We start from the raw sequence: 26,643 nt of genomic DNA on the forward strand, positions 1-26,643 counted from the left end.
GATTCTCGATAATGCCTCAATTCATAAAGGTCAAGCGATTGATGATTTAGCAGCAAAATATAAGACAAGAATCGTTTATCTACCTGCGTATAGTCCCGACCTCAATCCTATTGAAAAAGCATGGTCTGTCTTAAAAAGTAAAGTCAGGCACATCATTGCTCAGAACAATAAAACCATTCAGGAAGCTCTGGATATCGTATTTAAGATGATGTAGCTTATGTTTCATATTTGGCTATACAATATTCGCAGCTGGTGGCAACAAGAAGAACATCAACATCACTGCAAAAGTCATTAAATCCTTAGGAATGGGCAACAAATAAAATCCAATGAGGCAAAAGATCAGCCCTAGCATCATTTTTTGCATGGCAGTAACGGCACTCTGAACAAGGTTTTCGGGTTTTAGTTTTACTTGACTTAACCACATGCCCAAAATACACATGCCTGTAAAAGTCATGAGCCATTTATCCCACTGATATAAAGATTGAACAAAGTCATGATCTTGATAAATTGAAAAATCCCAAAGGGAAAGTAGAGCAGCGATGCCCAGTGCTAGAACAGGTGGTGATAAGCTCACTTTTTTTATGATTTCTGCTTTAGATTGTGCATGAGGACTCAGTGCAGTTACTGCGCAAATATTGCCAAACACAGAGCCTCCAATATACAGGGCAACCATCACACTGCTTGCCTGTGTACCAAAGATTGCTAATGCAAATGGAAACCCCAGCCAAGCCATATTGAGATAACTCAGACACAGTGCTTTTAATTTATTTTTATAATAATATTTGAAAATGCCATACATCAATAAGGAGCACATGAAGCTAAATAAGATCAGCCAAATACTGCCCTTCTGGTAAAAGACCATATTGTAAATAATCACAAATGGAATGAGAACTTTCGCCAGAAGCATTGCAAAAAATGCTCGAAATCGAGTGAGCTGTTTTACTGCAAAAAACCCGATCATAAAAGAAATAAAGGGAAGTATAAGCGCCATACTGATGATGCAATTTGCAATCAAGATTGAAAAGCATGCTAGCACAAAGCAATATCATCAACACTGCATAATCTTTAGCTCTAACATAAACAATCCTTCGTTCTTTGACGAACAAGGTTAAATTACTTTTGCCCCTCTGTCTTAAAACTGCAATCATTTAGTCTTCAAATCGCAACATTACAGTCAATTAATTGTCATATTTAACTGTTCAAATTAATGATTATAAATTTGATGAGTAATAGATCATGGCTGGACTTTCAATTTGGCACGTTCTCATTTTTGCGATTGTTGTTTTGCTTCTATTTGGTACAGCCAAGCTTAAAAATTTGGGCAAAGATGTCGGCGGTGCAGTTAAGGACTTTAAAAAATCAATCAAAGATGATGATGAAATAGCGACCGCACAACTCAAAGAACCACGAACGCTTGATCATGATCAAAGTCACACTGATCAGCAAACCACGATTAAAAGCTAAGAGACGGATATGCTCAATATTGGAATGACTGAGCTGCTGATCTTTGGGATTATCGCCCTATTAGTTTTGGGGCCAGATAAGCTTCCTGAAGCAGTACGCTTTGTCGGTAAATGGTATGGAAAAATCACTCGTACTGTGAGCAATATTCAAAATGATCTTGACCGTGAATTGCGTCTATCAGAACTACGAGAACAAATGCAATTTGAAATGAAGCGCATTCAAGAACTTGAAGCAAAAATGCAAGCGCAAATGACAGACTTACAAAAACCAATAGAAGCAACACCCTCCAATTTGGCAAAAAAGCAGACCTTAAAAACTTTGCACTATAAGCCCCTTCAGGGCTCTAGTTCAAAAAACTATGTCATGCATCCCAATAAAATGGGGGTATCTCACTCCTCACAATATTTAGATAAGAAATATCCAGAAATGAAGGTGGCAGTATGAACACATTGCCGTCAACTCAAGCATCGAATGATACTGATCCGATTCAACTCGATGAGATGCCGATTACCAAACATTTGGTGATTTTACGTAAGCATTTATTCAAAATAGTCGGAATTCTGATTGCGCTCTTTTTCTGCTTACTTCCCTTTGCGAATCAGACCTATCAGCTATTGTCTGCACCATTGAGAGCACAACTTCCTGCTGCATCAACCATGATTGCTACAGATGTCACAGCTACGTTTATGGCGCCGTTTAAGTTGAACTTTTTTGTTGCGCTGATGCTTGCCATGCCATTTATTCTTTATCAGCTTTGGTCTTTTGTAAAACCTGCGTTATACGAAAAAGAAAAAAATCTGGCTTTACCCTTACTGCTGGGTAGCATTGTGCTGTTCTACACCGGTATTAGTTTTGCTTACTTTGTGGCACTCCCATCCATTTTGCATTTTTTTATCAGTGTCGCTCCTGAAACTGTTGCTCCGATGACTGATATTAATAGCTATCTCAGTTTCTGCTTAAAGCTATTTTTAGTGTTTGGATTTACCTTTGAAATTCCAATTATTACTTTAGTGTTGATACTCATTGGTGTGGTTTCGACTCAAACCTTAGTTGAAAAACGCCGTTTTATTATTGTGGGCTGTTTTTTTGTGTCGATGTTTGTGACCCCACCCGATGCACTCTCAATGATTATGCTCGCCATTCCCATGTGGATGCTGTTTGAGCTTGGTTTATTCTTAGGGAAGCTGATTGAGAAAAGAAGAATGACGACTGAATAGTACTCGATACACTTTTAATTTTTAAGTATTTTCAAGCTTTAAACTCAGTCATAAGGGCGATTTCTATCGCCCTTATTTTATTCAGCATACTCATTCTATTATTTAATTTTTTTGAAATATTTCCTTCACTTATTTGTCATGCAAAGTCATTACCTTGTTATCAACTTTCTAAAAACAACCAAGCAAGAACGCTAGGATGAGATATGACTGACTTAACTCCATTCAATGATGATTACGATAGCAACAATTCTGGCAATGCTGAATTTGTAGATATCTTTAATAAAAATATTACACGTCGCGACCTGATTACAAAAACCGCAGGTGGTGCAGCAGCAATCACATTAGCAGCATCGTTGACAGGTTGTGGCGATGACAATAACACCTCTAATACAACACCACCCACCACTCCACCAACAACACCTGATCACAATAAAACACCGACTTCACTTAAGTTTAAGACGGTAGATAAAAATATACGCAATCAATTCACAGTCCCTGAAGGCTATGAAGCACGTGTTTTGTATGCGCTAGGCGACCCAATATCAGAAGGTCTAAGCGAATGGAATGAAAATCAAATTCCGACAGGTGCCTCTTTTCTACGTCGCTCGGGTGACTGCCATGATGGCATGACCTATTTTGGCATGACCAATAGCCGATTCGATGCCAATCAATCTGCTACAGGTTTACTAGTAATGAACCATGAGTATGTGGATAACCAGAACACTCTTCATCCATCTATTAATACCATTAAAGATGCCTTCCGCTCGGAAGACGAAGCTTTACGTGAGATTAATTGCCATGGTGTTTCGATTATTGAAGTTCATAAAAATAATATGACACAACTGATGAACATCAATAAATCATCTGTATTCAATCGACGAATTACAGCGGCGTCTCGTATTCATTTTGCTGGACCAGTAAAAGGTAACAATCTACTTAAAACCAAGATCAGTCCGAATGGTGATTTCACTTTAGGAACAATTAATAACTGTGGTAATGGTTATACGCCTTGGGGAACCTACTTAACCACTGAGGAAAATTTCAATCAATATTTCTCACGTGATGATGCCAACCGCGATAATAATGCTTTGGAATCGTTAGCTCGTTATAAAATCCCATCAAATAGCTCGTACAAGTGGCATACTGTAAAAGCCACTGAAGACTCACGTACTGCTGAAATTCAGGACCTTGCTATTCAGGACATCTATGACCGCTGGTTAACTAAAGTTTCAGGTGCGACTGGTGCTGAAGACTTCCGTAATTCAACCAACACCTTTGGTTGGATCGTTGAAATCGATCCATTTGATAACCGTGAATACCCTGTTAAACGTACAGCTTTAGGTCGTTTTGCACATGAAGACTGTCGTGTCAGTCGAGCGATACCAGGTCAGCCTCTTGCCTTCTACATGGGTGATGACTCGCAAGGTGAGTATATTTACAAATTTGTATCAGATGCCAAATGGGATCCAAAAGATATCAATGCCGGCTATAAAGCGGGTGATAAATATATGAACTCAGGTAAATTATACGTTGCTAAGTTCAACTTTAACGATGCTACGCAAAAAAGCTCTGGTGAATGGATTGAATTAAATATCAATAATCCGCTTATTGCTGGTTATTCAAAATACAAATTTGCAGATCAGGGTGATGTACTCATCAACGCACGTTTAGCAGGTGATGCGGTTGGTGCAACCAAAATGGACCGTCCTGAATGGGTTGCTGTCAATCCGAAGAATGGTGAAGTCTATGTGACGTTGACCAACAACTCTCAACGTGGAACCAACCATACCGTTGATGCAGCGAATCCACGGAGCTACTTTGACAATGATAAAGGTGGTGCTGACAAAGGCAATATCAACGGTCACATCATCCGTTTCCGTGAAACAGGTGATACGGTTACTGCATTAAATTTCGTTTGGGATATTTTCCTCTTCGGTGCAGAAGCTGACTCTTTGCCAAACGTCAATCTTTCTGGCTTAAGCAACGCCAATGACTTCTCAAGTCCAGATGGTATGTGGTTTGACCCTCGTGGCGTACTATGGGTTCAAACTGATGATGGCGCGTATACAGATGAAACCAACTGTATGATGCTTGCAGCCTTACCTGGAAGCATCGGTGACGGTAAAGTCAACAGTGCAAAAGCTGGTGCAGGAGCACAATTAACTCCGACTGGCGCCGTACTTGACGACACAAAATTACGTCGCTTCTTAACTGGTCCTGCAGGATGTGAAATCACTGGCGTCACCATGACACCTGATTACAAAGCAATCTTTGTCAATGTTCAACATCCAGGTGGTGTATGGCCATCGAATCACCCTGCTGAGTTCAATCTGAGTAAAGGGACAAGTCCAACGCGCCCACGCTCTGCAACTGTTGTTATTACCCGTAAAAACGGTGGAATGATTGCAGGTGAAGCACTCGAAGAAGAAAGTCAAAATACGCCTAAAACAGCATCTTGATCCAACGATAATGTTGTTCTAAAACTGAAAAAAAGCTGACTCAATGTCAGCTTTTTTTATCTTTAAAGATATTTTTGAATTTTCATCTTTAGATTCAGTTATATCAACATTTTAGAGCTTAGAACGACGTCGGCTTTTTCAGTCAAACTTGGTCAAAACAATGGCTTTTGGATAGTGATGATTTGTCCTTGTTGCTCACCTTGTTGCGTTTTTTCAAGCCATTTAAATTCTCTATTTTTCATGAACAACAGATTTGAACTACGTGTTCCATAAATGGGGCTTTGAATAAAAGTTGAAGACAGTAATTCTTCCATGTCTTCAGCTATCCCTGTATTTGGTAATAAATCTCTGCTCACTTTTCGCTCATCTTCCAAAATATCCCATGCAGCAAACTCGATCTCATGACGAGGTGTCGAACTGATTTGCAACATAGGGAGTAATTCTTGCGTAAAGCGTTTTCTTAAATGTTTGGTTTTTTCCCAATGCTCAGTCATCAATCCATTAGACGTGACATAAACGCCTTTTGCCAAGACTTGGGGTGCTTCACCTCGATTACTCATATACACCGCTTGTTTACGATCCCCAATAAATAAATTAAAGCCAGCATAATCACATTGTACGGCTTCAATCTGCTGAGCAAAACGGATGGGTGCTAAATCAGATTCTAAAAACTGTTGAATCAAATGCCCGCGTGAAGTGCGATAACTTTTCTTGTCCTGACCATCTCTAAAATTGGTCACAATCGCCCAACGTCCAGTCTCAGTAATTCCCATCCATGTACCCCCCGATTGCAAATCTTGTCCTGCAATAATTGGACTATGATCCCATGCATGAATCTGAGATGTTGGTCGGTGGTAAAACTCGTCACGATTGGAAATCAAACACAATGGCATATCATCCAAAACGTGCCACGCCAGCGCTACGATACACATAGTTGATTCTCTTTAACTTTACACACTGAATGTACAACATTTTTTATATCTTTCAGCTAAAATCTGTTCAAAACACAATATCAAGGAACAGGAATGCTGACCTACCCATCTATTGATCCAGTGGCAATATCGCTGGGTCCACTGCAAGTCCATTGGTATGGACTGATGTATTTGCTCGCATTTTTATTTGCTTGGGGACTTGCGAATTACCGTGCCAAACAACGCGGTTGGACACCAGAGATGGTCTCGGACCTGATTTTTTACGGTGCATTAGGTGTGGTACTGGGTGGACGTGTCGGGTATGTATTCTTCTATGGCTTTGATCAGTTCCTAGCAAATCCACTTTGGTTATTCCAAGTCTGGACAGGTGGCATGAGCTTCCATGGCGGATTCTTAGGTGTCATGATTGCCATGTTGTTGTGGTGTAAAAAATATAAAATGACATGGTTCCAAACACTTGATTTTATCGCGCCATGTGTTCCAACAGGTTTGATGTTCGGTCGTATTGGTAATTTTATTGGTGGTGAGTTGTATGGTCGCCAAGTCGCAGATCCTAACTTTGCATGGGGTATGATTTTTCCGACTGATCCGTTACAACTGGTTCGTCACCCCTCTCAGCTTTACCAAGCACTGTGTGAAGGTTTGATTTTATTTATCGTGCTGTGGTGGTTTAGTTCTAAACCTCGTCCACGCTTTGCTGTATCGGCGCTGTTCCTCATCGGTTATGGTATCGCACGTTTCGTGGTGGAGTTCTTCCGTGAACCAGACAATGGACAATTGTTTATCGGTTGGATGAGTAAAGGTCAGTTCTTGACTGTTCCAATGATTCTGATTGGTCTGTGGATGATGTGGTATGCGTACCAAAAGAAAATCTATGACTGGGGTCCACTTAAAAAAAATTCATAATCTATCATGAATAATTCTGCGATTTAAATTCAGCGAGGCTTAGTCCTCGCTTTTTTATGTGCCATCCAAACTATGTCAAATAAAAGCTCTAATGCAGAACTGTATAGTTTTCATAATTCCTCTCAACTCAAATAACAGCATCATTTATGCTAAAGTGGCTATAAATCTATATCAGCCTTACATCTCATATGCTCGAATTTTGGTTTAATCCTCAGGTATCTCTCATTCAAAAACTCGCTTTCTTTATCGCTGTTGCTACAGCCACTGGAATCTTGTATTGGATGGATCCTTTAGCACTTGATGCGATTCTGATGTTCTTAGGCACAGGTGTCATCTTCTTAATTTGTCGTTACTGCAAAATCCATTTCGCTGCGCAGAATCCGACAGGTTTGTTATATCGCTTATTTACATGGATTCCCATTGCCTTACTCTTGGCACTGATCTTTATGCACATGAAAAATGGTGAAATTTTACTACCAGGTGCACAAGGTTTGGGTTTTATGGCGTTGGCCATTTGTCTGTTTTCACCACTTTCCTTATTGAATCAAAATAACAAAGAACTCAGTCAAAAAAACAATGAGAATATCCAAAAATGATTTTCGATTTTTGGTATTCGGAACGCTGTACTCGTCAAATCAAGCTCATCACCTGTATAACGACTTGCATCATTATTTACCTATGTTCAAAACAAGCTGAATTATCCATCGGGTTCGTCAGTTTTGCACTTGTGATTGGGATCGGTTTACATTTAACACGTGAATGCATTTTGCAATTTCAAAGCCAAAGTCCAAACAACAAAGCGATTCAATGGCTCATTGTTGTACCCATGATTCCACTTTTGCTCTTAATCCTGAGTCTTCCTACAACCCATCAATTTTCTTTAGCATTACAAAGCATCGGTTTTACTGCATTAGGATTTTTTATCGTGACGCTTTACGAAAACAGAGCATCTCGCTAAATCCAAAATTCGATAAGCAAATGAAAATAAATATCTATTTGTAAAATTTGAGCAACGCTTTGCAACAGAATTCCATCAATTGATTTAGATTTAAATCCCTATACTCAGATAACGCATCGAATAAAATCAGTCATGGAGATAGTACAATGAGTCAAAATTTAACGACCGTTTCAAATTTCAAACTAGAAAAATATTTAGGTACTTGGTACGAGATTGCTCGCTTGCCCATGAAATATCAACCAGAAGATAGCACCGATATTTCCGCTGTTTATAGTTTAAATGAAGATGGAAAAGTTCGTGTTCAAAACCGTTGCCTAGATGTAAATCAACAACTGGACGAATCGATTGGTGAAGCCAGTATTGTTGATGCTGAAAATGGTAAGTTAGAAGTCAGTTTCCTACCCGAAGGTTTTCGCTGGATTCCATTTACCAAAGGTGATTATTGGGTTTTAAAATTAGACGCGAATTATCAAACAGCATTGGTGGGTGAGCCTAATCAAAAGTATTTATGGATTTTGCACCGTCAACCTGTCTTGGATGAAGCGACAAAACAAGAGTATCTCAATTATGCTCAATCTATTGGATATGACTTAACAGACTTAATTCATACTGTACATACAGGCAATAAAACGGCTTAATTATTTATTTTGAAATAAATCTATCTATAAAAATAAAAGCATCCTCTTTGGATGCTTTTATTTCGAGATCAATAGAATACTGATTCATTTTGTCCTTTTACTCGGTCAGCCCACTGTTTTATTCCCGATCGGAGATATTAAAAAGAAGGCTAGATTAGTATAAACTGAGCCCAATGAAATTTTAGACTGAGTGACTGATCCAAGCAGATGAGTCACCTGCACACTGATCAGGAAATTTATGAAAACGTATTTAGACCTACTACAACATATCCTCGATAACGGCGGCGATAAAGGCGACCGTACGGGTACGGGTACACGTTCGGTATTTGGTCATCAAATGCGTTTTGATTTGTCGAAAGGCTTTCCCTTATTAACCACAAAAAAAGTTCACTTCCGCTCGATCGTGATTGAATTGTTGTGGTTTCTTAAAGGGGATACCAATGTTCAATATCTCAAAGACAATAAAGTGTCTATTTGGGATGAATGGTCTACCGCTGAACAAACGGCGCGATTTGGACGTCCTGAAGGTGAATTAGGCCCTGTCTATGGACATCAATGGCGTAACTTCGGTGCGACTAAAAAAGAAGATGGCCTGTATGAGCAAGATGGTTTCGACCAAATCAAATGGTTAGTTAATGAAATCAAAACCAATCCAAATTCACGTCGCTTAATCGTGTCTGGTTGGAACCCCAATGAAGCAGCTAATGTTGCACTCCCGCCTTGTCATACCCTATTCCAATTCTTTGTCTATAACGGCAAATTATCTTGTCAGCTCTATCAACGTAGTGCCGATGTATTCTTAGGTGTACCCTTTAACATCGCGAGCTATGCCCTTTTAACGCATATGATTGCGCAAGTGTGTGGCTTAGACGTGGGTGATTTTGTATGGACGGGTGGTGATACTCACCTCTATGCCAACCATTTTGAACAAGCCCAATTGCAGCTCACACGTGAACCATTGCCATTGTGTCAACTCAAGCTGAATCCTGAAATTAAAGACATTTTCGATTTCAAATTTGAAGATGTTGAAATTGTGGGTTATGAATCGCATCCGGGCATTAAAGCACCTGTCGCGGTTTAAGTCAGTCTGATCACAAAAATCCTCCACTATGGAGGATTTTTTTAGAAGATTCGCCTCGCTTTGGGTAGAATAAATCAAGTGCAATTCGTTTATTAAAGATCAATATTGAGTAAGTTATGGCATTTCAAAATTTAGAAGTCGTTCACGTCGTTGCTATGGATCAGAACAACTGCATTGGTAAAGGCAATGACTTACCATGGCATATCTCAGCTGACCTCAAACACTTTAAAGAAATTACCCAAGGTGGTGTTGTGGTCATGGGACGTAAGACTTTAGAGTCAATGGGTCGTACCTTACCGAAGCGAGTTAACTGGATTATCACACGTGATCCTTCATGGTCGTTTGAAGGCACCAAAGTCGCTTACAGCATTGAAGATGCACTCAATCAAGCTGTTGCAGATGTAAAAGTATCTGAAAAACCTGAGAGCATTTTTATTATTGGTGGTGGTGAAATATTTAAACAAACAATCAATATTGCAGATCGGTTAGAACTGACCCATGTTGAACTCGATGTTCAAGGTGATGCGCATTACCCTGCTGTACCTGCTGAGTTTAAAAAGGTCGCTTCAGAACAACACTTAGACGACAAAACTGGGATTGCATTCGAGTTCGCAACTTACCGAAAATAAAGACAATATAAACTTAAAAACAATACTTATGCACAATATTGGAAAGAAAGAATTTTTTATGGCACTGGGTATGGGCTTCATCCATTTTGTCTTCAGTGCCTTTGTGATTCTTTCTTCAATTTGGTTGTGTTCAGCTGTATGGATTCAAGAACCTGTGAGTTGGCTGTTCAGCCGTCTAATCATTGGTACTTGGATTGCGTTCGCTCTCAGTATCTTAGGAATTTATATTACGCAACATTTTTTTAGTCGCCGTAAAGATGTGATTATTTATATTGTCGCCTTTATTCTGAGCCTATTTTGGTACTTTAATTTAGAAGCGAAACAAAACCGACAATGGAACCCAGAGGTTGCTCAAACATTGCATTACGAACGACAAGGTGATGTCGTGACCTTACATAACGTTCGTAATTTTAAATGGAATCCCGATGGTAGCTTTCAAGAACATTGGGAAACTCGGCGTTTTAATTTAAATGACATTTCAGGTGTGAATATCATCACCTCGTATTGGATGGGACCTCAAATCGCACACACATTAGTGAGTTTTGATTTCGCCAATACTCAACCACTGACATTTTCGATTGAAATCAGGAAAGAAGCCGATGAAGGCTTTTCAGCGATCGGTGGTTTTTTTCGTCAATTCGAACTCAGTCTCGTGGCCTCAGATGAAAAAGATCTGATTTATACGCGCTCAAATGTCCGTGGTGAGCAGGTCTATTTCTTCCCGATCAATATGGCAAAACCTGAGATGAAAGCCTTGTTTGAGGAGTATTTATCGAAGGCCGATGGACTCAATAAGCAAGCAAAATGGTACAACACACTCACCAGTAACTGCACTACTTTAGTGTTCGATATGGTTCAGGCGGTATCAAAAAAAGAATTGCCTGCCGATTATCGCCTATTGGCTTCAGGCTATCTTCCCAATTACTTAAAAGACTTAGGTGCAATTGATCAACACTGGGATATGAAAACGTGGTATCAAAAAGCCCATGTGAATCCGAGGACACAAGAATTTTCTAGGTTTGAACATCAAAGCAGTGAAAACTATTCTCGGGTTTTAAGATCTGGTTTACCGCGCAGTAATCCTACACTTGCGCCATAACGGTAATTTGAAATATTTTCAGAGAAAAATGTAGATAATTTGCAATTAAATAGATCATTATTCTAGAGATTTTCATCAATATTTGTTTATATAGATGCAAATTTGTTTATATAGATCCAACCAACATCAACAACAATCGGGGAAAATCATGCTAAAAAAATTACTGACAACAGGTCTTATTGCAGTGTCTTTAGCGACTGTAGGCTGTGCAACAACTCAAACCACAACCAAGCAGCAAGAGACTTTAAATCTATTACAAAATAAAACCTGGATTTTGACACATATCGGCGCAACAGAATTTAAAACTGATCCTTCTGCACACAATGTCCCAAGCATTCAATTTGATGCTGCTACACAACGTGTAAGTGGTGCTGATGGTTGTAATCGCTTAATGGGTGCTTACAGCATTAACAAAGACAAAATCAGCTTGAGCCAACTTGCAGGTACACAGATGATGTGTGTCAACACCATGGAACTGGCGGATAAATATAATACTGCCCTCACTAAAGTTGCGGCTTATCAAGTTTATGAGAAAACTTTACGTCTGCTGGATGAACATGGTAACCCTGTACTTCAGTTTGAAAGTGCAGTTCAGCCACGCTAATTGGATATAAGGCGAATGTATCAAGATTTGACGTGGACATTGTAATCCCGTCAAATTTCCCCATATAGACATTAGAAAATATTATTAGGGTTGAGGTCATGCAACAGGCTTTATTTGGCGGTGGATGCTTCTGGTGTGTCGAAGCTGTATTTCTTCAACTCAAGGGTGTACACAAAGTTGTCAGTGGATATGCTGGGGGCAATACTGTTCAGCCCACCTACGAAGACATTTGTACAGGTCAAACCAATCATGCTGAAGTCATTTTGATTGATTTTGATGAAGCACAAATTACTTTTGATCAGCTTTTACATGTATTTTTTGCAATTCACGATCCAACGACTTTGAACCGTCAAGGCAATGATGTCGGTACACAGTATCGTTCTGTGATTTATTATTTTAATGAAGAACAGCATCAACAATCTTTGAAAATGATTGAAGCATTAAAAGCTGAAGGATTGAATGTTGTGACAGAGTTGAGTCCTGTACCCACATTCTACGAAGCTGAAGAATATCATCAAAATTTCTTTGCACGTAATCCAAATCAAGGGTATTGCAACTTTTCAATTCCGCCTAAACTGAATAAGCTTCGTAGCGTATTTCAAGACTTGCTGAAAGATTAAACTACTTTGTGCCTGATATAAAAAAAGCGACCTTGATGGTCGCTTTTTATTGGAAACAGATTAATTATCCGTTGCAAAAGCAATGTCTGAGAGCCCGGCTTCGCTCGCACGTGACATCACTTGTGCAACAGTGTCATAACGTGATTCTTTATCTGCTTTTAAAATAATCGTCGGTTGTTGCGCTTGTGTTCCTGCTTGATCAAAACGCTTTTGTAACTCATCAAGCGTAATCACTTCTGCATCCCAAGCCACTTCACCCTGAGCATTAATACTCACTTGAACAGACTCCGCTGGCGGATCGATAATTTCAGCAGTGGTTTTTGGCAAACTTAATGGAATTGATGGGTTAGCAACGGTTGCTGTCACCAAAAAGATGATCATCAATACCAACATAATATCGATCAACGGGATGAGGTTCATCTCCGTCATACCAGTGTCGTTGTCTTCACCCAATTGAAAAGCCATTAAACTTGACCTCCCACTAAGCCTTCTTGATTGACTTTTACTGGTGCAGCTTGAACAGATGAATCTTGCTGTAACATGGTATCAATCAATAAGCTATGCGCATGATCTTGAAGGTCATTGCTTAAAGTACGATTAATTCGAACACAGATGTTGTATGCAATCACGGCTGGAATCGCCACTGCCAAACCAATCCCTGTCATGATCAGGGCTTCACCGACTGGTGTCGCCACTTGAGCAAGACCCGCTTGACCACTTTTACCAACGGCTACGAGAGCATGGAAAATCCCCCACACTGTACCAAATAGACCTACAAATGGTGCAAGTGAAGCAATGGTACCCAATACCGCAATACCCTTCTCAGCAGATGCTTTTTCCAATGAAATTTGGCGAAGAAGCGCTTGTTCAGCAACAGCTTTACGTTGCTCAAAGCCTAAAGGCGCGAGTTTAGCCTTTAAGCTATTGATTGCTTTTGAGAGTTGAGCATAAGCAATTTGTTTAAGCTGACGCGTGCCCATGATACGCAGGACAACAATTGTCCATGTCGCAATCGACATTGCCAGTAACACAAAATACAGTGTTTTACTGACTGCATCAGCGTGTTGCCAATAAACTGAAAAGTTCATACTCGAACTCCTATTAATAGTTAGCCGTTAGAATTCAACTTAAGTTCAAATGGTTGTTCCGCTTTAAACGGATATGCCACACCATTTTCCTTATAAGGTCTGAATTTTGCATTGCGCACTGCGCGTACAACTTTTTGATCGAGTGCATCAACACCACTCGATCTGATTACTCGTACATCTGTTACTTTACCAGTCGCATCTGCCGTGATTGAAACCACAACAGTACGGTCTGAACCTTGCAAATCACGGTTGGTATACGCAGGTTTTGGTGAACGCACCCAAGAAATCTGACCTTGAGATAAGTTACGCGGGGTATTTTTTGCTTCTTGTTCACGACGTTGGCGTTCAGCTTGGTCTCTGGCTTGCTGATCACGTTGCGCTTGCTCGCGTTGAGCTTGATCCCGCTTCTGTTGTTCGATACGTTCTTGATTAATTCGGTCTTGATTCTGGCGCTCTTGTTCTAAGCGTTCTTGCTCTTTTTTCAATTTGTCTTTGCTGTCATCCACCACAATCGGTTTCGTTGCTTCAACTTTAGGTTTCGGCTTTTCGGCAATCACTTTAGGTTTGACAACAGGTGGTGGCTCAACGACTTTCGGCTCAGGTTTTGGCTGTACTTTAGGTTTAACAGGTTCAGCTGGAGGCGGTGGTGGTGGCGCATCTTCAGTAATTTTAACAAAACGCACTTTAATCGGCTCTTTATCGATTTTTTTAAGTTCAGGACTTTGCATTTGACTCACTGCAAACAAAACAGCGACATGTCCTATCGCAACAGCAATCAATGCTGTCAGGACGTTCTTTTTCATCGTGTTCGGATTTTGCATGGTAGGCGCAGGAGACTGACTCATTAAAATTTATGACCTAATAAAAGCGATGAAACATCATATAAGGATGGATCTATCAAGCTCATCGGTTAGCACAATTAAAGCGATTCAATGATAAATGAGAAGTGTTTTCATTTGCAACTATTAATTGAGTGCTTTTAGTAAGTTTTCTTCATCCTACTCGATTAGACAAGAAAAAGGCATACAATCTGTATGCCTTTTATATCACTCTTTTCAATTTTTGAAAATTATGAATTATTGGAAAACAACCGTTTTATTCCCATCGACAATAATACGGTCTTCAAGATGCCATTTTACCGCACGAGCAAGTACATTACGCTCTACATCCTGACCCAAATCACGTAACTGCTCAACCGTAAAGTCATGACTAACGCGCTCTACATCTTGCTCAATAATCGGACCTTGATCGAGGTCAGCTGTAACATAATGCGCTGTTGCACCGATCAACTTCACCCCTTTTTCATGCGCTTGCTTATATGGATTTGCACCCACAAATGCAGGTAGGAATGAATGATGAATATTGATTACTTTCATTTCCCATTTCGCTACAAAATCTTCATCCAAGATTTGCATATAGCGGGCTAATACCAATAAATCATTACCCTGCATCAATTCATCGATTTTTGCATACGCTTCACGTTTGTTGTCTTTATTGACAGGTACAACTTCAAAAGGAATACCGAAGTTTTCAACTGATTCACGTAAATCTTCGTGATTTGACACCACTTTAGTGATTTCGCATGGTAAACCACCACGAGCATGACGCCATAGCAATTCAAGTAATGCGTGGTCAACTTTAGAAACCAATACACCGACTTTCTTTACATCACTCACGAGTGCTAAACGCCATTGCATGTCATAGCGATCAGCGACATTGGCTGCAAAAGTCTGAAGAATGTTTTCTTTACGGCTTTGTAAACTATCCAGCTCAAACTCAACACGCATGAAATAACGTCCGCCCTGAGCTTCAGTCGCGTATTGATCAAGCGCAGTAATATTCGCCCCTTGATGATACAAAAAGCTCGATACAGCTTGCACGATACCTGGCTTGTCTTCACAAGTAATCAGCAGGCGTGCTGTGTTGGCAGTGGTCATGTTCATTTTGATTTATATCACTTAACGGTTAATTTGAAAAAACAGCCGAGTATTCTAACGCTTTTTTGAAAGCTTTCAAATTTTCTCGGCTGTTAAATGTTCCACATTTTTTTTAATCAGGTCGATCCGCAGATAAACTCGCAAAAAGTTCAGAAGTCCCCAATGTCTCAAGCAAACGCTCATAAGTTTGACGACTTTCACCTCTGAGATAAGGACCTTCCAAAAATACCATTTGACGTAAAGCTTGCCACGCCCATTTCTGGTCAATATTGTTCGAGTCTTTTAAATGCCCTGACATATACAGGAAATTAGTCCAGTTGGTCAGCACAATCCATAAGTTAATGATCAACGCTTCAATTTCTGAGGCTGTCATTTGCATCAGACCCGCATCAACAAAGGCTTGGTAAATATTCTGCCCTTGCTGCATGACTTTCCCTGCAAATCTTGGATAAATTTTACGAAAATCATCATTATTTTCGACCAAGTGATAAACATCACGATGAAGAAAACGGTAATCCCACATCTGACTACTGAGTACCTGAAAATAACGAATTTTATCATTCGCATTGACTGGGCGGTCATCAGGTAACGCTAACAAATCCAGCGTTTCTTGCTGATATTGTTCCATCAGCTCTTTAATGATTTCCTGCTTATTACGAAAGTGATAATACAGATTACCTGGACTGATATTCATCTCAGCCGCAATATGATTGGTCGTAACAGTACGCTCGCCACGTTCATTGAAAAGTTGCAAACTGATTTGCAAAATTCGGTCTTTCGTTTTTAGCGTTTTGGAATGCGACATCCTAATACCATCTATAACCAATAAAAAAGTTAGCATGCGCTAACATAAAACAGACTTGACTTTTAGAGTAATTACTCTAAAAATGACTATACATTAACCCTTACATTAGTGGTACTGGTCATGAACAGTCAAACAAAAACAAATTTTATGACGACTGATACACCAGAAGTTCAACAAATACATGATCTTCTAGCTCTACAACAGAGTGCTTATCGACGTTATCCCCTGCCTACTGCCAATGAGCGAATCGAACGTTTAGCACGTTTAAAGAAAGTGCTGATCAAATATCAAGACGATATCGCTGAAGCAATTAACAAAGATTACGGTAACCGCGCAATTTCAGAAACTAAAATTGGCGAATTACTGACATGCTTAGAACAGATTAAATATTACAGCAAAAATCTGACCACATGGATGAAACCCTCTAAACGTCATATCCGCATATTACATCAACCCGCAAAAGCTTGGGTGGATTATCAACCGATGGGTGTGATTGGGATTATTGCCCCTTGGAACTACCCTTTACTACTTGCACTAGGCCCACTGATTTGTGCGCTCGCAGCAGGTAACCATGCCATGATCAAAGTTTCGAGCTCATCGCACCATTTTGGTTTCGTACTTAAAGCTGCATTAGCTGAAGCATTTCCACAGGAAATCGTGGCTGTGGTCACAGGTGGTGGCATTATTTCGGATACCTTCAGTCATCTTGCTTTTGATAAGTTGGTATTCACTGGCTCGACCAATGTCGGCAAAACCGTGATGAAAGCGGCTGCTGAAAATCTAGTCCCCGTGATTTTGGAACTCGGCGGAAAATCACCCGTGATTGTACATCCATCGATTAACTTAAAAGACGTGGCTGAACGTGTTGTGTTTGGTAAATTGTGGAATGCAGGTCAGACCTGCGTAGCGCCTGATTATATTTTCCTACCACGTGGCAAAACCAATGAGTTTATTCGCTGTTTCAAAGCCGTCGTAAAGTCGATGTACCCGACGCTACGTGACAATCAAGACTATACTTCGATTATCAACGACAAACAGAATAAGCGCATCAAAGGTTATCTTGAAGATGCATTGCAAAATGGAGCTAAGGCAACTGAGATCAATCCCGCCAATGAAGAGTTAGATTCAGTTCGTAAAATTGCGCCAACTCTGTTGACCAATGTCACGCCAGACATGGAAATCATGAAAAATGAAATCTTTGGTCCAGTATTACCAATCATAGAATATGATCAAATAGACGAAGTTATTGAGTTTATTAATGACCGCCCACGTCCTCTTGCATTATACTACTTCGACTTTAACGATGCTCGTGCAGAATATATCGCTCACCGTACCCATTCAGGGCACTTTGGGCAAAACGCTGTCGTGACCCATGTTGCACAAGATGACTTACCATTTGGGGGTGTCGGCGCATCGGGTATGGGACGTTATCATGGTCCTGAGGGATTCTTTAGTCTATCAAATGAACGTTCGGTGATGTCTGTACCTAAGCTGTTTAGCTTAAAATACGTACTCCCTCCATTTAATAGACCAATTCCGAGTATCATTCGTAAAGCCTTTCTTCGTTAAGTGATCAAGGCATGATCTATCACACTAGCTCATGCTGCGTTTTTATCAATTCCGCTTGTCTTTTAAGCGGAATTTTGGTATAAAACGCCCCTTGAATGATTTCAATCCGTTTTATTTTGACTGGCCATACAGATTTGCTGTTGGCTGAATCAATGGAGTTACACCATGTCTAAGGTTTGCCAAGTTACCGGCAAGCGTCCAGTCGTTGGTAACAACGTCTCACACGCCAACAACAAAACTAAACGCCGGTTCGAGCCGAACCTGCACCACCACCGTTTCTGGTTAGAAAGCGAAAAACGTTTTGTACGTCTTCGTCTAACTACTAAGGGTATGCGTATTATCGACAAATTGGGTATCGAAAAGGTTGTTGCTGACCTACGTGCTCAAGGTCAAAAGATCTAAGGAGTCTGAACCATGCGTGATAAAATTCGCCTAGTTTCTTCTGCTGGTACAGGTTATTTCTATACCACAACTAAGAACAAACGTACTATGCCGGAAAAAATGGAAATCAAAAAATTTGATCCAAAAATCCGTCAACACGTAATCTTCAAAGAAGCTAAAATTAAATAATTTTAGTTTTCTTGAAAAAACGACCCTTTGGGGTCGTTTTTTTTGCATTTTTTTTATTCAGCTTGTTAAACTTCTTTGCGGTATTTGGCATTAATTATGCTTTTTAAAATTTTATCTTCCTCCTCTTCACAAAAAAGGAGTTTTTAGTGCCTCATGATGTAGATCTCATTATTTTACTTGCAGTCGGTTTCGGTCTAGCACTAATCTTTGGCTATATCGCTGCGCGTCTACGACTTCCGCCTTTAATCGGCTATCTTATTGCCGGTATTATCATCAGCCCAAACACACCTGGTGTAGTTGCTGATCTCGCCCTCGCCAACCAACTTGCTGAACTCGGTGTCATGTTTCTCATGTTTGGCGTCGGCATGCATTTCTCCCTCAAAGACTTATTACAAGTTAAACGTATCGCACTGCCTGGTGCAATTTTACAAATTACGGTTGCTACCCTGCTTGGGATGGCCGTCTCATTCTATTGGGGCTGGAGTTTAGGTGCAGCACTTGTATTCGGTTTAAGTTTATCTTGCGCAAGTACTGTTGTACTGCTGAAAGCACTCGGCGATCAAGGACTACTCGATTCCGTCAATGGTAAAATTGCGGTCGGCTGGCTATTGGTCGAAGACTTAGTTATGGTGTTGGTCTTGGTGCTCCTTCCTGCAACAGCGGTTCTACTGGGTGGTCATGCACTCGAAGGTCAAAGTGGCAACCAAAACATCTGGGCAACTTTAGGCATTACCCTACTCAAAGTGGCAGGCTTTATTGCCTTTATGCTGATTATTGGAAAACGCCTTGTTCCAATGATCATGCAATATGTCGCACGCTTAGGTTCTAGAGAGCTTTTTACCTTAACAGTCGTTGCAGCAGCCGTTTCTATTGCCTACGGCTCATATGCGATTTTTGGCGTATCTATGGCACTCGGTGCATTCTTCGCTGGGATGGTGGTTAAAGAGTCTGATTTTAGCCACCGTGCAGAAGAAGAAACGCTACCGCTACGTGAAATCTTCTCGATTTTGTTCTTTGTATCTGTCGGCATGTTATTCGATCCGCGGATTATCATTGAACAACCGCTACATATTCTTGCCGTCATTGGCATCATCATGATTGGTAAAACCCTTGCAGCCATGGCACTGGTCTTGTTCTTCCGCTATCCGCTCAATACAGCACTAACCGTTGGAGCAAGCTTAGCGCAGATTGGTGAATTCTCATTTATTCTGGCAACACTGGGGCTCTCTCTTGGCTTACTTACTCCCGAAGCGCAAAACCTCATCTTAGCAGGGGCTTTATTCTCTATCACGCTGAACTCATTTTTGTTTTCAGCAATCGAACCTGTACAAAACTGGATCCGTGAGCGTTCGCATTTGGCACGTTTACTTGAACGTAGTGGTGACCCATTGGCGATGTTGCCAGATGAGGTCTCACAGGACTATCTGCGTGATCAAGTGGTGATTGTCGGTCATGGTGAAGTCGGTCGACGTATCACCCAAACACTCATGGATGACGGTATTAGAGTGGTGATTGCCGAAGAAAACCGTGAAATCGTTGAGAATCTACGTGAAAAGGGTATTGCTGCGGTTTCTGGTCGTGCGACTGAACCGAGCGTCCTAATTCAAGCACATATCCAACATGCACGCTTATTGGTGATTTCGCCAATGGATATTTTAGATATTCATAAAATCGTGGATACAGCCAAGATGCTGAATCCGCAAATTCAGGTTTTGGTTTGTGCTGAAAATCGTCAAGAAGCGGAAGTGATTCGCCAAGACAATATTGGTGAAGTTTATTACGCAAAAGAAGAAATGGCGAAGAACATGAGCAATCATATTCTCAACCAAATTCAAATTGCACATCACAATGCGGCTTCGCATTAAGCAAAGCAAACTCATTAGATATAAAAAACCGCACGTGATGTGCGGTTTTTTATATCTAAGAATTCATTAACTCATATATTTTGGTTTTTCATCAACCACTTCTGCTTCCCACTCACTGGTCTGCTTTTCCATCAAAGCAAACAATGCAGCTTGAACCATGTGTTGTGCAACCACAGGAAGTTGATCTCCAATCAATGCTTTAATTTTGTCATTAAATTGAATTTTCACCAAAGGGTCATGTTCAGCGTCAGCATTACGCAAAGCCAGCTCACCACCTTCTAGCTGAACCAATTCAAGAATAGATTCCTGACTTCCAAAAATTTCTTTTAACTGTTCTATAGACATATACCCTCCATGATTCACATGGTCACAAAATGCGAATGCACTTTGCTTCGCTTAGACTATCTTATATGTGATCGACGAACCAATATTTCAAGTCCTACAATAGACCATCACACTTTAAACTGACATGATTCGACTTAAAACTCAACCATTTCGTTGCGAAAGCCATCGATCAAATGGGTTAAATCACGGTGCCATTCACGTAAAATCTGGGTATCAGGTAACCATGCTTGGGGCGTTTGTGTCACTTTAATAATGAGATTTGAAGATGTTTCATCTTCAGGCTCAGGAGCACTCGGCTCAGGGGCATACTGACACATACGATAAGCACGTTTTAATTCAGCAATAAAACCATGCTTTGCAAGCTGTTGTAATAGATTGACCTCAGGGGAAATCTGTCCTTTTGCTGCCATTAAATCTTCAATCGATTTAAGTGTAGGCGCAGTATCATTTAAGCGATAGTAACGAACGAGTTCTTGCAAAAATGCTAATATAGCACCATGTAAATGAAATACTGCAGCTTCACGATGTGACTGCGCCTGCTGAATATGCTCCGTTTGTTCTGATTGCTGGCATGACAGACGTGCAAAATATAATTTTTGGTTGGTGCGATCAGCATGAAAACGAGCAACGCGGGACATGAGAAATTTCCTAAAGTTAAAAAATGTGTCTTAGCACTTATACGTTAAAACGTGTTGTTTGTTTACGCAATCCACAATTTTTATAAATCTAGATTTTATTCGCGTGTAGATGCATTATCAGCTTATTCTTTTTAATGATTCAATCCTTAATCTCTACAATCCATCTCGTAATAGAAGCGAGAAATAAAAATGAATAAAAACCAAATCAAAAAGGAGCGATTCGCTCCTTTAGATTCTTTTGTTGAAAATATAAATATTTCCACATTCAAATTTCAAACATCGCTTATTTAGCTTCAGACTTGTCTTCTGGCTTATCTTCCGCTTGTTTTACACGAATCCCTTGACCGTGTAAGCGTAAAGTATTTAAACCTTTAATCGCTTTCACAGCTTCACGACCATGAGGCATTTCAACAAACGCAAAACCTTTCGACTTCTTAGTGACTTCATCCATCACCAAAGTACATGATTCAACCGTACCATATGCTTGAAATAGTTTAAGTAATTCAGCTTGTGGGACAGTACGATCTAAATTACGAACTAAAATTTTCATCTTAAAACCTTAAAATAGGCAAAATCATCAAAAAGCACTCGCCTACTCGACTTTTTGAACTTCGCAAATAAATATAAACAGCGCAATCACTCTAGTTTAATCGAGATCGATACCAAAATCTAAATTAATCGTCTTTCGTTCGATCAACGCACTTTTTACCGTCTGCTGGCGAGTTTTATAGTGGGTTTCGGTGGTACATAAATGTCGAGTTAAATCATTGAAGAAGTAGCTTTCAATCTTACGCCCTTGCTCATCCACTTGATCACGCGCCCAAATACTTAGGTTTTGTTTGGTCAGAATCAATTCATTTTTTGCACGGGTTAAAGCCACATACAATACACGACGCTCTTCTTCGACTTCATCAAAATTACCTTGAGCACGTGCATGTGGGTACTGTCCTGCCGTTACATTGGCGACATAACACACTTTTTGTTCTGTACCCTTTGCCGAATGAATGGTGATCAATGTGACCACATCATCTTCCGACTGACGTTCAATTTCAGAGATCGACACTGGATCAAGCACGTACTCTTCTAAAAATTCACTCAACTGGTCATGCTTTGCAGCCAATTGTTTGACCAAATCAAAGTCACCCATGCGTTTAGACCAATCTTTTTTGGCGTAGTTTTCTTCAAGTTGAGCGATCAATGCTTCTACACCCAAAGTGACACAAGCTTGCACCTCTGTTTTGAGTACCAGCATTTGTTTCATGATTAGCAAAGTATTTTCAGGAATACGACCAAATTTTTCTAATTTTTCAAAAATTGCGTCTTGTGTAGGATCAACTAAGAGCTGTTGAGCGAGCTTACTCGCACCGACATCACCTACACCATTCCACAGGGTCAGGAAGCGCATCCAAGCAATATCATCCAATGGATTAGCAATCACACGTAATAAGCTTAACAAGTCCTTTACATGTGCTGTTTCAAGCAGTTTCATTCCACCGATAAAGCGGTACGGCACATTGGATTGAATAAACGCAGCTTCAATATGGCGTGCTGCAAAACTCGAACGCACCAATACCATATGTTCATGCCATGCAGAACCTTCTAAAAAGTGACGCTCTTTAATATCAATCGCGATCCATTTGGCTTCATCAAACTCATTGGGGAAAACATGCAATTTCGGTTTAATGCCATCCCCACGATACGCTTCAAGTTTTTTCTCGTACTTGATTGAGCTCTGATCCAACAACCAATTCGATAGATCTAGAATTTCTTGAGTAGAACGGTAGTTTTTTTCAAGTTTGAAAATCTGTGCATCAGGCACACGATCTTTAAAATGATGAATATTTTCAAAATCTGCGCCACGAAAACCATAAATCGACTGTGCATCATCTCCAACACAAAACAGTGAGGTTTTATCTTTCAATGGTTCAAGTAAAGCCCATTGCAGTGGATTGGTGTCTTGCATTTCATCGACCAGCATATGCTGACAAAGCGATGCGACATAATCTGTTAATCCATCAGACTGCGCTAATCCAGAAGCGACCACCGCTAAAATATCGTCATAATCGAGGAAAGTACGTGCACGTTTTCGTGCCTCATACTCCTTCATAATTTCTGCAATTTGGTCTTTGTATTCTAAAAATTCAGGGTGTTGTTTTTCTAAAGCCAAACTCAGTTTTTGGCGGGTATTTCGTGCAAAAGAATAGAGATCGCAAAGTTGTTGTGGTTTAGGCAATGAATTTGGATTTTTCCTATCGTCTTTGCCACGAATCAAACGGAACATCATCAGTTGATCATCACGATCAATAATTGAAAATTGCTCTAATCCGAATGCCTTCGGTACACGGCGCAAAAGATACATACAAAAGGTATGAAAGGTCGATGCGCGTAGACCTTTGGCCTGATCACCCAATGCCAATTCTACACGAGCGACAATTTCACTGGCAGAGCGACGAGTAAAGGTCAAAATTTGAATTTGATTGGCAGGAACACCTTGATCAATGAGATAGGCAGCACGAGCCACAATGGTTTTGGTTTTACCACAACCCGCCCCGGCCAAAACCAAACTGTGCTTTGATTTAGTTGTCGCAGCTTGTTTTTGTTGAGGGTTTAGTTCATCAATGAGCTGTGCAAGTGACATACCAATTCATATCTCAAAAAATCAAACCGAGATATTATCATAAGCACTGCATCAACATAAAAATTAGACTATTTACAGACCCTAATCGTTTTAGGATCGAGCACTTCGCATCTGAAGGTTAGCTTCTGTGTTGTAAGCTCTAAAAATTCAAGAAAATTTGAATGACGCAAAGACATTGGAAATTCATCATTCATATTCACACTTGAATCAATGATGAGCTTGAGCTTCTTTTCACTAGCAAGCAAATTTTTCAACACTACAATATTCATCTCATTAAAATAAATGAAATCCCCTTTTACTCTGAATATTGTCTTAACTCATTTTTCTGAAAATCATCTCGTATATCTTCACGATATACACGCAGTGCAAAACTTTGAATCCTGATCAGACTCAAAACTCACCTTAACAAATATTTTTCATATCCCCTACATTTTGAATTTATCAATTTTTAATGAGTTCTTTTAACATATTGATTTGAAATTATAGCCTGAGTTTTCAAAGACAATACGACTCGTTCAACAGTATTGGTTAAATTGATCTCAGCATGTTTGAGTGCATTTTTCAAATCACAATTTGGCTCATTCATTCCGATAATTTGAGTAAAGCCTTCATCATATAAAGTTTCAATATCATCACCTACTCGCCCTGCAAAAGCATAAACAGGCTTATCAAACTGCTTTGCGACTTGTGCCACAGCCCACGGGGTTTTACCAAACTTGGTCTGAAAATCAATACTGCCTTCACCTGTAAACACATAATCCGCTTGAGCAATTTTTTCAGCTAATCCTGTTTCTTTAATAATTAACTCAGCACCTGATTGTATGGTCGAACCCGTGAAAGCCATCAGTCCAAAACCTAAACCGCCAGCAGCCCCTGCACCCGCTTGATGTTTCACGTGAACCCGTAAAGTTGACTCAACCAAATCTGAAAAATGATTCAGGTTTGCATCTAAAATCTGCACCATTTCAGCAGATGCGCCTTTTTGTGGTCCAAATACAGCTGAAGCACCATTTTCACCGCATAATGGATTGTTCACATCACTGGCAATGATGATGGTGGTCTGTAATAAACGTGAATCAAGTTCTAACAAATCGATGGTTTTGACTTGATTAAGCCGACCACCACCTAGACTAACTTCATAATTATTTTGATCTAAAAATCGCACACCCAATGCTTGAGCCATGCCTGCACCGGCATCATTGGTCACACTTCCACCTAGACCGATAATGATTTTCTCTGCCTTAAGATCCAAAGCAGCTCGAATCATTTCACCTGTACCAAAGGTTGAAGTATTTAAAGGATTTCTTAAATGAGGCGCCAAGAGTTGAATACCATTGGCTTTCGCCATCTCAATCACGGCTGTTCGAGTCTGCTCCACCCATCCAAAATATGTATGAATCTTTTGATGTAAAAGCGGTCCAGTGACTTCACATGCAATACGAACACCGCCCAATGCTGCAATCAAAGCATCCACTGTACCTTCACCTCCATCTGCCATGGGTACATGCAGACAAATCGCATCAGGCATAGACTTGTATATCCCTTTTTCCATCGCTAAGCATGCTTGTTTAGCAGTCATACTTTCTTTAAAGGAATCAGGTGCAAGAATAAAAGTCTTTGTCATGGCGATCCTAATCAGAAAAGTTTTAAATACAACATAACCATAATTTCCCTCTCTATAAATACTTCTCTAGTACTCTCAAACCTGGATCAAACTATGCAACGCATTAACCTTGGAAAAACAGCACCTGAACTTTATAACAAAGTCGCAGAACTTGATCAGATTGCATTAGCAAAAGTATATGAATCTGGTATTGCTGAAGGTTTTTCACACCTGCTTAAATTAAGAGCATCGCAAATCAACCAATGCGCTTTCTGTATTCGACTGCATACTCAAGATGCGATTAAGGCGGGTGAAAGCATAGATCGAATTAGCCTATTAAATGCATGGCGTGAAACTGAATATTTCCGTGAAGATGAACGTGCTGCTCTCGCCTTAATTGAAGAACTCACTCTTATTTCTCATCAGCAAATCCCTGATGAAATTTATGCAGAAGCTCAAAAACACTATACAGAGGAACAATTAAGTGCGATTGAATGGCTAGGTATTGTGATTAATGCATGAAACCGTATTGCAATCAGCAGTCGCTATAGCGTTAAACCTTAAATATTTTTAATGATATGAAAACTCTAATGAGGAGCTACCATCTCATTTTTTATAAAGATAAAGCTACTGTGGATAAAATTAAGATTATCCACAACTCATTTTTAAAAATATTTAAAATCAAGTGAAGTAATTTTTTAGTCTACATTTTTTGGATTTAAAAATACGAATAGAGCATTAATGTTTCGTTTGGTTTTTAAATTAGACCTCTTGCGAAAGTAAAAACTATCCCCATATAAATGTCATGAGATATCAGAAATTAAACCATTTTTCAGATTCTGAATTCAAACGCTTGGTTGGCGTACCTCGGCAAGTTTTTACTGAAATGGTCGAGGTTTTAGCAAAAGCAGAATCACTTAAAAAGAAATCAGGGCGTCCTCATACATTAGCGCTTGAGGATCAATTGTTGTTAACGCT

At 40.0% G+C, this 26,643-nt stretch carries 31 protein-coding genes; 19 read left to right on the top strand and 12 right to left on the bottom strand.

What is annotated here, in order from left to right; genetic code table 11:
• Nucleotides 1–214: transposase (locus tag AC5YCE_RS13765; protein ID WP_496171720.1), on the top strand; the 214-nt coding region annotated here is incomplete at its 5' end.
• Between the two features lie 18 nt (nt 215–232).
• Here the strand turns inward: AC5YCE_RS13765 and AC5YCE_RS13770 are convergent.
• Nucleotides 233–991 carry an AEC family transporter gene (locus AC5YCE_RS13770; protein WP_496172420.1) on the bottom strand — a complete coding sequence of 253 codons (759 nt, stop codon included), beginning with the start codon at nt 989–991 and terminating at the stop codon, nt 233–235.
• A gap of 245 nt (nt 992–1,236) precedes the next feature.
• On the opposite strand from AC5YCE_RS13770, the gene AC5YCE_RS13775 reads away from it, so the two are divergent.
• The 4 genes from AC5YCE_RS13775 (at nt 1,237) to AC5YCE_RS13790 (ending at nt 5,140) form a co-directional block, all read left to right on the top strand.
• Nucleotides 1,237–1,464, top strand: coding sequence for a Sec-independent protein translocase subunit TatA (locus AC5YCE_RS13775; protein WP_496172421.1), 228 nt, complete (start codon nt 1,237–1,239; stop codon nt 1,462–1,464).
• A gap of 9 nt (nt 1,465–1,473) precedes the next feature.
• Nucleotides 1,474–1,908, top strand: coding sequence for a Sec-independent protein translocase protein TatB (gene tatB, locus AC5YCE_RS13780; protein WP_496172422.1), 435 nt, complete (start codon nt 1,474–1,476; stop codon nt 1,906–1,908).
• Complete coding sequence (gene tatC / locus AC5YCE_RS13785; RefSeq protein WP_496124908.1) at nt 1,905–2,681, top strand: twin-arginine translocase subunit TatC; 777 nt, start codon at nt 1,905–1,907, stop codon at nt 2,679–2,681. The genes tatB and tatC overlap by 4 nt, the downstream gene beginning before the upstream one ends.
• 203 nt (nt 2,682–2,884) lie before the next feature.
• Nucleotides 2,885–5,140 carry a PhoX family protein gene (locus AC5YCE_RS13790; protein ID WP_496124909.1) on the top strand — a complete coding sequence of 752 codons (2,256 nt, stop codon included), beginning with the start codon at nt 2,885–2,887 and terminating at the stop codon, nt 5,138–5,140.
• 152 nt (nt 5,141–5,292) lie between these two features.
• On the opposite strand, the gene AC5YCE_RS13795 is transcribed toward AC5YCE_RS13790, so the two are convergent.
• Nucleotides 5,293–6,072: an NRDE family protein gene (locus AC5YCE_RS13795; protein WP_496124910.1), complete on the bottom strand. Its 780-nt coding sequence runs from the start codon at nt 6,070–6,072 to the stop codon at nt 5,293–5,295.
• A 93-nt stretch (nt 6,073–6,165) separates the two neighbouring features.
• On the opposite strand from AC5YCE_RS13795, the gene lgt reads away from it, so the two are divergent.
• The 9 genes from lgt (at nt 6,166) to msrA (ending at nt 12,607) form a co-directional block, all read left to right on the top strand.
• Nucleotides 6,166–6,978 (top strand): prolipoprotein diacylglyceryl transferase, encoded by an 813-nt coding sequence (gene lgt / locus AC5YCE_RS13800; RefSeq protein WP_496172423.1) that lies wholly within the window; start codon nt 6,166–6,168, stop codon nt 6,976–6,978.
• A gap of 188 nt (nt 6,979–7,166) precedes the next feature.
• A complete protein-coding gene (locus tag AC5YCE_RS13805) occupies nt 7,167–7,574 on the top strand; it encodes a hypothetical protein (RefSeq protein WP_496172424.1) in 408 nt (135 codons plus the stop codon).
• The gene (locus AC5YCE_RS13810; RefSeq protein WP_496172425.1) at nt 7,571–7,936 is read left to right on the top strand and encodes a hypothetical protein; all 366 of its coding nucleotides are present in this window, start codon (nt 7,571–7,573) and stop codon (nt 7,934–7,936) included. The genes AC5YCE_RS13805 and AC5YCE_RS13810 overlap by 4 nt, the downstream gene beginning before the upstream one ends.
• A 146-nt stretch (nt 7,937–8,082) precedes the next feature.
• A complete protein-coding gene (locus tag AC5YCE_RS13815) occupies nt 8,083–8,574 on the top strand; it encodes a lipocalin family protein (protein ID WP_496172426.1) in 492 nt (163 codons plus the stop codon).
• 238 nt (nt 8,575–8,812) lie between these two features.
• Nucleotides 8,813–9,655 (top strand): thymidylate synthase, encoded by an 843-nt coding sequence (thyA, locus tag AC5YCE_RS13820; protein WP_496172427.1) that lies wholly within the window; start codon nt 8,813–8,815, stop codon nt 9,653–9,655.
• A 116-nt stretch (nt 9,656–9,771) separates the two neighbouring features.
• Entirely contained in the window at nt 9,772–10,284 is a 513-nt protein-coding gene (locus AC5YCE_RS13825) for a dihydrofolate reductase (protein ID WP_496172428.1), read from the top strand.
• Nucleotides 10,285–10,312: 28 nt separating this feature from the next.
• On the top strand, nt 10,313–11,383 hold the full coding sequence (locus AC5YCE_RS13830; RefSeq protein ID WP_496172429.1) for an Lnb N-terminal periplasmic domain-containing protein: 1,071 nt from the start codon (nt 10,313–10,315) through the stop codon (nt 11,381–11,383).
• A 148-nt stretch (nt 11,384–11,531) separates the two neighbouring features.
• Nucleotides 11,532–11,987, top strand: coding sequence for an META domain-containing protein (locus AC5YCE_RS13835; RefSeq protein WP_496172430.1), 456 nt, complete (start codon nt 11,532–11,534; stop codon nt 11,985–11,987).
• A 98-nt stretch (nt 11,988–12,085) separates the two neighbouring features.
• On the top strand, nt 12,086–12,607 hold the full coding sequence (msrA, locus tag AC5YCE_RS13840) for a peptide-methionine (S)-S-oxide reductase MsrA (RefSeq protein WP_496172431.1): 522 nt from the start codon (nt 12,086–12,088) through the stop codon (nt 12,605–12,607).
• Nucleotides 12,608–12,667: 60 nt separating this feature from the next.
• Here msrA and AC5YCE_RS13845 read toward each other — a convergent pair whose 3' ends face one another.
• The 5 genes from AC5YCE_RS13845 to AC5YCE_RS13865 all read right to left on the bottom strand — a co-directional run bounded on the left by AC5YCE_RS13845 (nt 12,668) and on the right by AC5YCE_RS13865 (nt 16,437).
• The gene (locus AC5YCE_RS13845) at nt 12,668–13,072 is read right to left on the bottom strand and encodes an ExbD/TolR family protein (protein ID WP_496172432.1); all 405 of its coding nucleotides are present in this window, start codon (nt 13,070–13,072) and stop codon (nt 12,668–12,670) included.
• Complete coding sequence (locus AC5YCE_RS13850) at nt 13,072–13,695, bottom strand: MotA/TolQ/ExbB proton channel family protein (RefSeq protein ID WP_496172433.1); 624 nt, start codon at nt 13,693–13,695, stop codon at nt 13,072–13,074. Before AC5YCE_RS13850 ends, AC5YCE_RS13845 begins: the two co-directional genes overlap by 1 nt.
• 20 nt (nt 13,696–13,715) lie before the next feature.
• Nucleotides 13,716–14,540 carry an energy transducer TonB gene (locus AC5YCE_RS13855; protein ID WP_496172434.1) on the bottom strand — a complete coding sequence of 275 codons (825 nt, stop codon included), beginning with the start codon at nt 14,538–14,540 and terminating at the stop codon, nt 13,716–13,718.
• Nucleotides 14,541–14,771: 231 nt separating this feature from the next.
• Complete coding sequence (gene purU, locus AC5YCE_RS13860) at nt 14,772–15,638, bottom strand: formyltetrahydrofolate deformylase (RefSeq protein ID WP_496124924.1); 867 nt, start codon at nt 15,636–15,638, stop codon at nt 14,772–14,774.
• 106 nt (nt 15,639–15,744) lie between these two features.
• Nucleotides 15,745–16,437, bottom strand: a complete 693-nt coding sequence (locus tag AC5YCE_RS13865; protein WP_496124925.1) for a TetR/AcrR family transcriptional regulator — start codon at nt 16,435–16,437, stop codon at nt 15,745–15,747.
• Between the two features lie 120 nt (nt 16,438–16,557).
• Between AC5YCE_RS13865 and AC5YCE_RS13870 the strand changes: the two genes are divergently transcribed.
• From AC5YCE_RS13870 to AC5YCE_RS13885, 4 genes are all read left to right on the top strand, one after another.
• Nucleotides 16,558–18,006, top strand: a complete 1,449-nt coding sequence (locus AC5YCE_RS13870; RefSeq protein ID WP_496172435.1) for a coniferyl aldehyde dehydrogenase — start codon at nt 16,558–16,560, stop codon at nt 18,004–18,006.
• A 165-nt stretch (nt 18,007–18,171) separates the two neighbouring features.
• Nucleotides 18,172–18,408 (top strand): 50S ribosomal protein L28, encoded by a 237-nt coding sequence (gene rpmB / locus AC5YCE_RS13875; protein WP_000048256.1) that lies wholly within the window; start codon nt 18,172–18,174, stop codon nt 18,406–18,408.
• Between the two features lie 12 nt (nt 18,409–18,420).
• On the top strand, nt 18,421–18,576 hold the full coding sequence (gene rpmG, locus AC5YCE_RS13880; RefSeq protein WP_001205031.1) for a 50S ribosomal protein L33: 156 nt from the start codon (nt 18,421–18,423) through the stop codon (nt 18,574–18,576).
• 146 nt (nt 18,577–18,722) lie between these two features.
• Nucleotides 18,723–20,441: a cation:proton antiporter gene (locus AC5YCE_RS13885; RefSeq protein WP_496172436.1), complete on the top strand. Its 1,719-nt coding sequence runs from the start codon at nt 18,723–18,725 to the stop codon at nt 20,439–20,441.
• A gap of 66 nt (nt 20,442–20,507) precedes the next feature.
• Here AC5YCE_RS13885 and AC5YCE_RS13890 read toward each other — a convergent pair whose 3' ends face one another.
• The 5 genes from AC5YCE_RS13890 to AC5YCE_RS13910 all read right to left on the bottom strand — a co-directional run bounded on the left by AC5YCE_RS13890 (nt 20,508) and on the right by AC5YCE_RS13910 (nt 25,686).
• Complete coding sequence (locus AC5YCE_RS13890) at nt 20,508–20,786, bottom strand: hypothetical protein (protein WP_496124928.1); 279 nt, start codon at nt 20,784–20,786, stop codon at nt 20,508–20,510.
• 134 nt (nt 20,787–20,920) lie between these two features.
• Nucleotides 20,921–21,424: a DUF6586 family protein gene (locus tag AC5YCE_RS13895; RefSeq protein WP_496172437.1), complete on the bottom strand. Its 504-nt coding sequence runs from the start codon at nt 21,422–21,424 to the stop codon at nt 20,921–20,923.
• 283 nt (nt 21,425–21,707) lie between these two features.
• On the bottom strand, nt 21,708–21,974 hold the full coding sequence (locus AC5YCE_RS13900; protein WP_496124930.1) for an RNA recognition motif domain-containing protein: 267 nt from the start codon (nt 21,972–21,974) through the stop codon (nt 21,708–21,710).
• A gap of 96 nt (nt 21,975–22,070) precedes the next feature.
• Nucleotides 22,071–24,062 (bottom strand): ATP-dependent helicase, encoded by a 1,992-nt coding sequence (locus AC5YCE_RS13905; protein ID WP_496172438.1) that lies wholly within the window; start codon nt 24,060–24,062, stop codon nt 22,071–22,073.
• 448 nt (nt 24,063–24,510) lie between these two features.
• The gene (locus AC5YCE_RS13910; protein WP_496172439.1) at nt 24,511–25,686 is read right to left on the bottom strand and encodes a glycerate kinase family protein; all 1,176 of its coding nucleotides are present in this window, start codon (nt 25,684–25,686) and stop codon (nt 24,511–24,513) included.
• Between the two features lie 93 nt (nt 25,687–25,779).
• Here AC5YCE_RS13910 and AC5YCE_RS13915 point away from each other — a divergent pair, with 93 nt between their 5' ends.
• Nucleotides 25,780–26,187: a carboxymuconolactone decarboxylase family protein gene (locus tag AC5YCE_RS13915; RefSeq protein ID WP_496172440.1), complete on the top strand. Its 408-nt coding sequence runs from the start codon at nt 25,780–25,782 to the stop codon at nt 26,185–26,187.
• Nucleotides 26,188–26,643 lie beyond the last annotated feature (456 nt).

Source organism: Acinetobacter sp. CY79 (assembly GCF_059515845.1).

Bases quoted from the DNA above. Each gene is read 5' to 3' on its own strand.
- AC5YCE_RS13815 (WP_496172426.1), top strand. From the start codon at position 8,083: ATGAGTCAAAATTTAACGACCGTTTCAAATTTCAAACTAGAAAAATAT.
- rpmG (WP_001205031.1), top strand. From the start codon at position 18,421: ATGCGTGATAAAATTCGCCTAGTTTCTTCTGCTGGTACAGGTTATTTC.
- AC5YCE_RS13770 (WP_496172420.1), bottom strand. From the start codon at position 991: ATGGCGCTTATACTTCCCTTTATTTCTTTTATGATCGGGTTTTTTGCA.
- AC5YCE_RS13850 (WP_496172433.1), bottom strand. From the start codon at position 13,695: ATGAACTTTTCAGTTTATTGGCAACACGCTGATGCAGTCAGTAAAACA.
- AC5YCE_RS13805 (WP_496172424.1), top strand. From the start codon at position 7,167: ATGCTCGAATTTTGGTTTAATCCTCAGGTATCTCTCATTCAAAAACTC.
- AC5YCE_RS13790 (WP_496124909.1), top strand. From the start codon at position 2,885: ATGACTGACTTAACTCCATTCAATGATGATTACGATAGCAACAATTCT.
- AC5YCE_RS13870 (WP_496172435.1), top strand. From the start codon at position 16,558: ATGAACAGTCAAACAAAAACAAATTTTATGACGACTGATACACCAGAA.
- AC5YCE_RS13835 (WP_496172430.1), top strand. From the start codon at position 11,532: ATGCTAAAAAAATTACTGACAACAGGTCTTATTGCAGTGTCTTTAGCG.
- AC5YCE_RS13795 (WP_496124910.1), bottom strand. From the start codon at position 6,072: ATGTGTATCGTAGCGCTGGCGTGGCACGTTTTGGATGATATGCCATTG.
- rpmB (WP_000048256.1), top strand. From the start codon at position 18,172: ATGTCTAAGGTTTGCCAAGTTACCGGCAAGCGTCCAGTCGTTGGTAAC.
- AC5YCE_RS13905 (WP_496172438.1), bottom strand. From the start codon at position 24,062: ATGTCACTTGCACAGCTCATTGATGAACTAAACCCTCAACAAAAACAA.
- AC5YCE_RS13845 (WP_496172432.1), bottom strand. From the start codon at position 13,072: ATGGCTTTTCAATTGGGTGAAGACAACGACACTGGTATGACGGAGATG.
- AC5YCE_RS13810 (WP_496172425.1), top strand. From the start codon at position 7,571: ATGATTTTCGATTTTTGGTATTCGGAACGCTGTACTCGTCAAATCAAG.
- msrA (WP_496172431.1), top strand. From the start codon at position 12,086: ATGCAACAGGCTTTATTTGGCGGTGGATGCTTCTGGTGTGTCGAAGCT.
- AC5YCE_RS13900 (WP_496124930.1), bottom strand. From the start codon at position 21,974: ATGAAAATTTTAGTTCGTAATTTAGATCGTACTGTCCCACAAGCTGAA.
- thyA (WP_496172427.1), top strand. From the start codon at position 8,813: ATGAAAACGTATTTAGACCTACTACAACATATCCTCGATAACGGCGGC.
- tatC (WP_496124908.1), top strand. From the start codon at position 1,905: ATGAACACATTGCCGTCAACTCAAGCATCGAATGATACTGATCCGATT.
- purU (WP_496124924.1), bottom strand. From the start codon at position 15,638: ATGAACATGACCACTGCCAACACAGCACGCCTGCTGATTACTTGTGAA.
- tatB (WP_496172422.1), top strand. From the start codon at position 1,474: ATGCTCAATATTGGAATGACTGAGCTGCTGATCTTTGGGATTATCGCC.
- AC5YCE_RS13910 (WP_496172439.1), bottom strand. From the start codon at position 25,686: ATGACAAAGACTTTTATTCTTGCACCTGATTCCTTTAAAGAAAGTATG.
- AC5YCE_RS13775 (WP_496172421.1), top strand. From the start codon at position 1,237: ATGGCTGGACTTTCAATTTGGCACGTTCTCATTTTTGCGATTGTTGTT.
- AC5YCE_RS13855 (WP_496172434.1), bottom strand. From the start codon at position 14,540: ATGAGTCAGTCTCCTGCGCCTACCATGCAAAATCCGAACACGATGAAA.
- AC5YCE_RS13865 (WP_496124925.1), bottom strand. From the start codon at position 16,437: ATGTCGCATTCCAAAACGCTAAAAACGAAAGACCGAATTTTGCAAATC.
- AC5YCE_RS13895 (WP_496172437.1), bottom strand. From the start codon at position 21,424: ATGTCCCGCGTTGCTCGTTTTCATGCTGATCGCACCAACCAAAAATTA.
- AC5YCE_RS13890 (WP_496124928.1), bottom strand. From the start codon at position 20,786: ATGTCTATAGAACAGTTAAAAGAAATTTTTGGAAGTCAGGAATCTATT.
- lgt (WP_496172423.1), top strand. From the start codon at position 6,166: ATGCTGACCTACCCATCTATTGATCCAGTGGCAATATCGCTGGGTCCA.
- AC5YCE_RS13915 (WP_496172440.1), top strand. From the start codon at position 25,780: ATGCAACGCATTAACCTTGGAAAAACAGCACCTGAACTTTATAACAAA.
- AC5YCE_RS13825 (WP_496172428.1), top strand. From the start codon at position 9,772: ATGGCATTTCAAAATTTAGAAGTCGTTCACGTCGTTGCTATGGATCAG.
- AC5YCE_RS13830 (WP_496172429.1), top strand. From the start codon at position 10,313: ATGCACAATATTGGAAAGAAAGAATTTTTTATGGCACTGGGTATGGGC.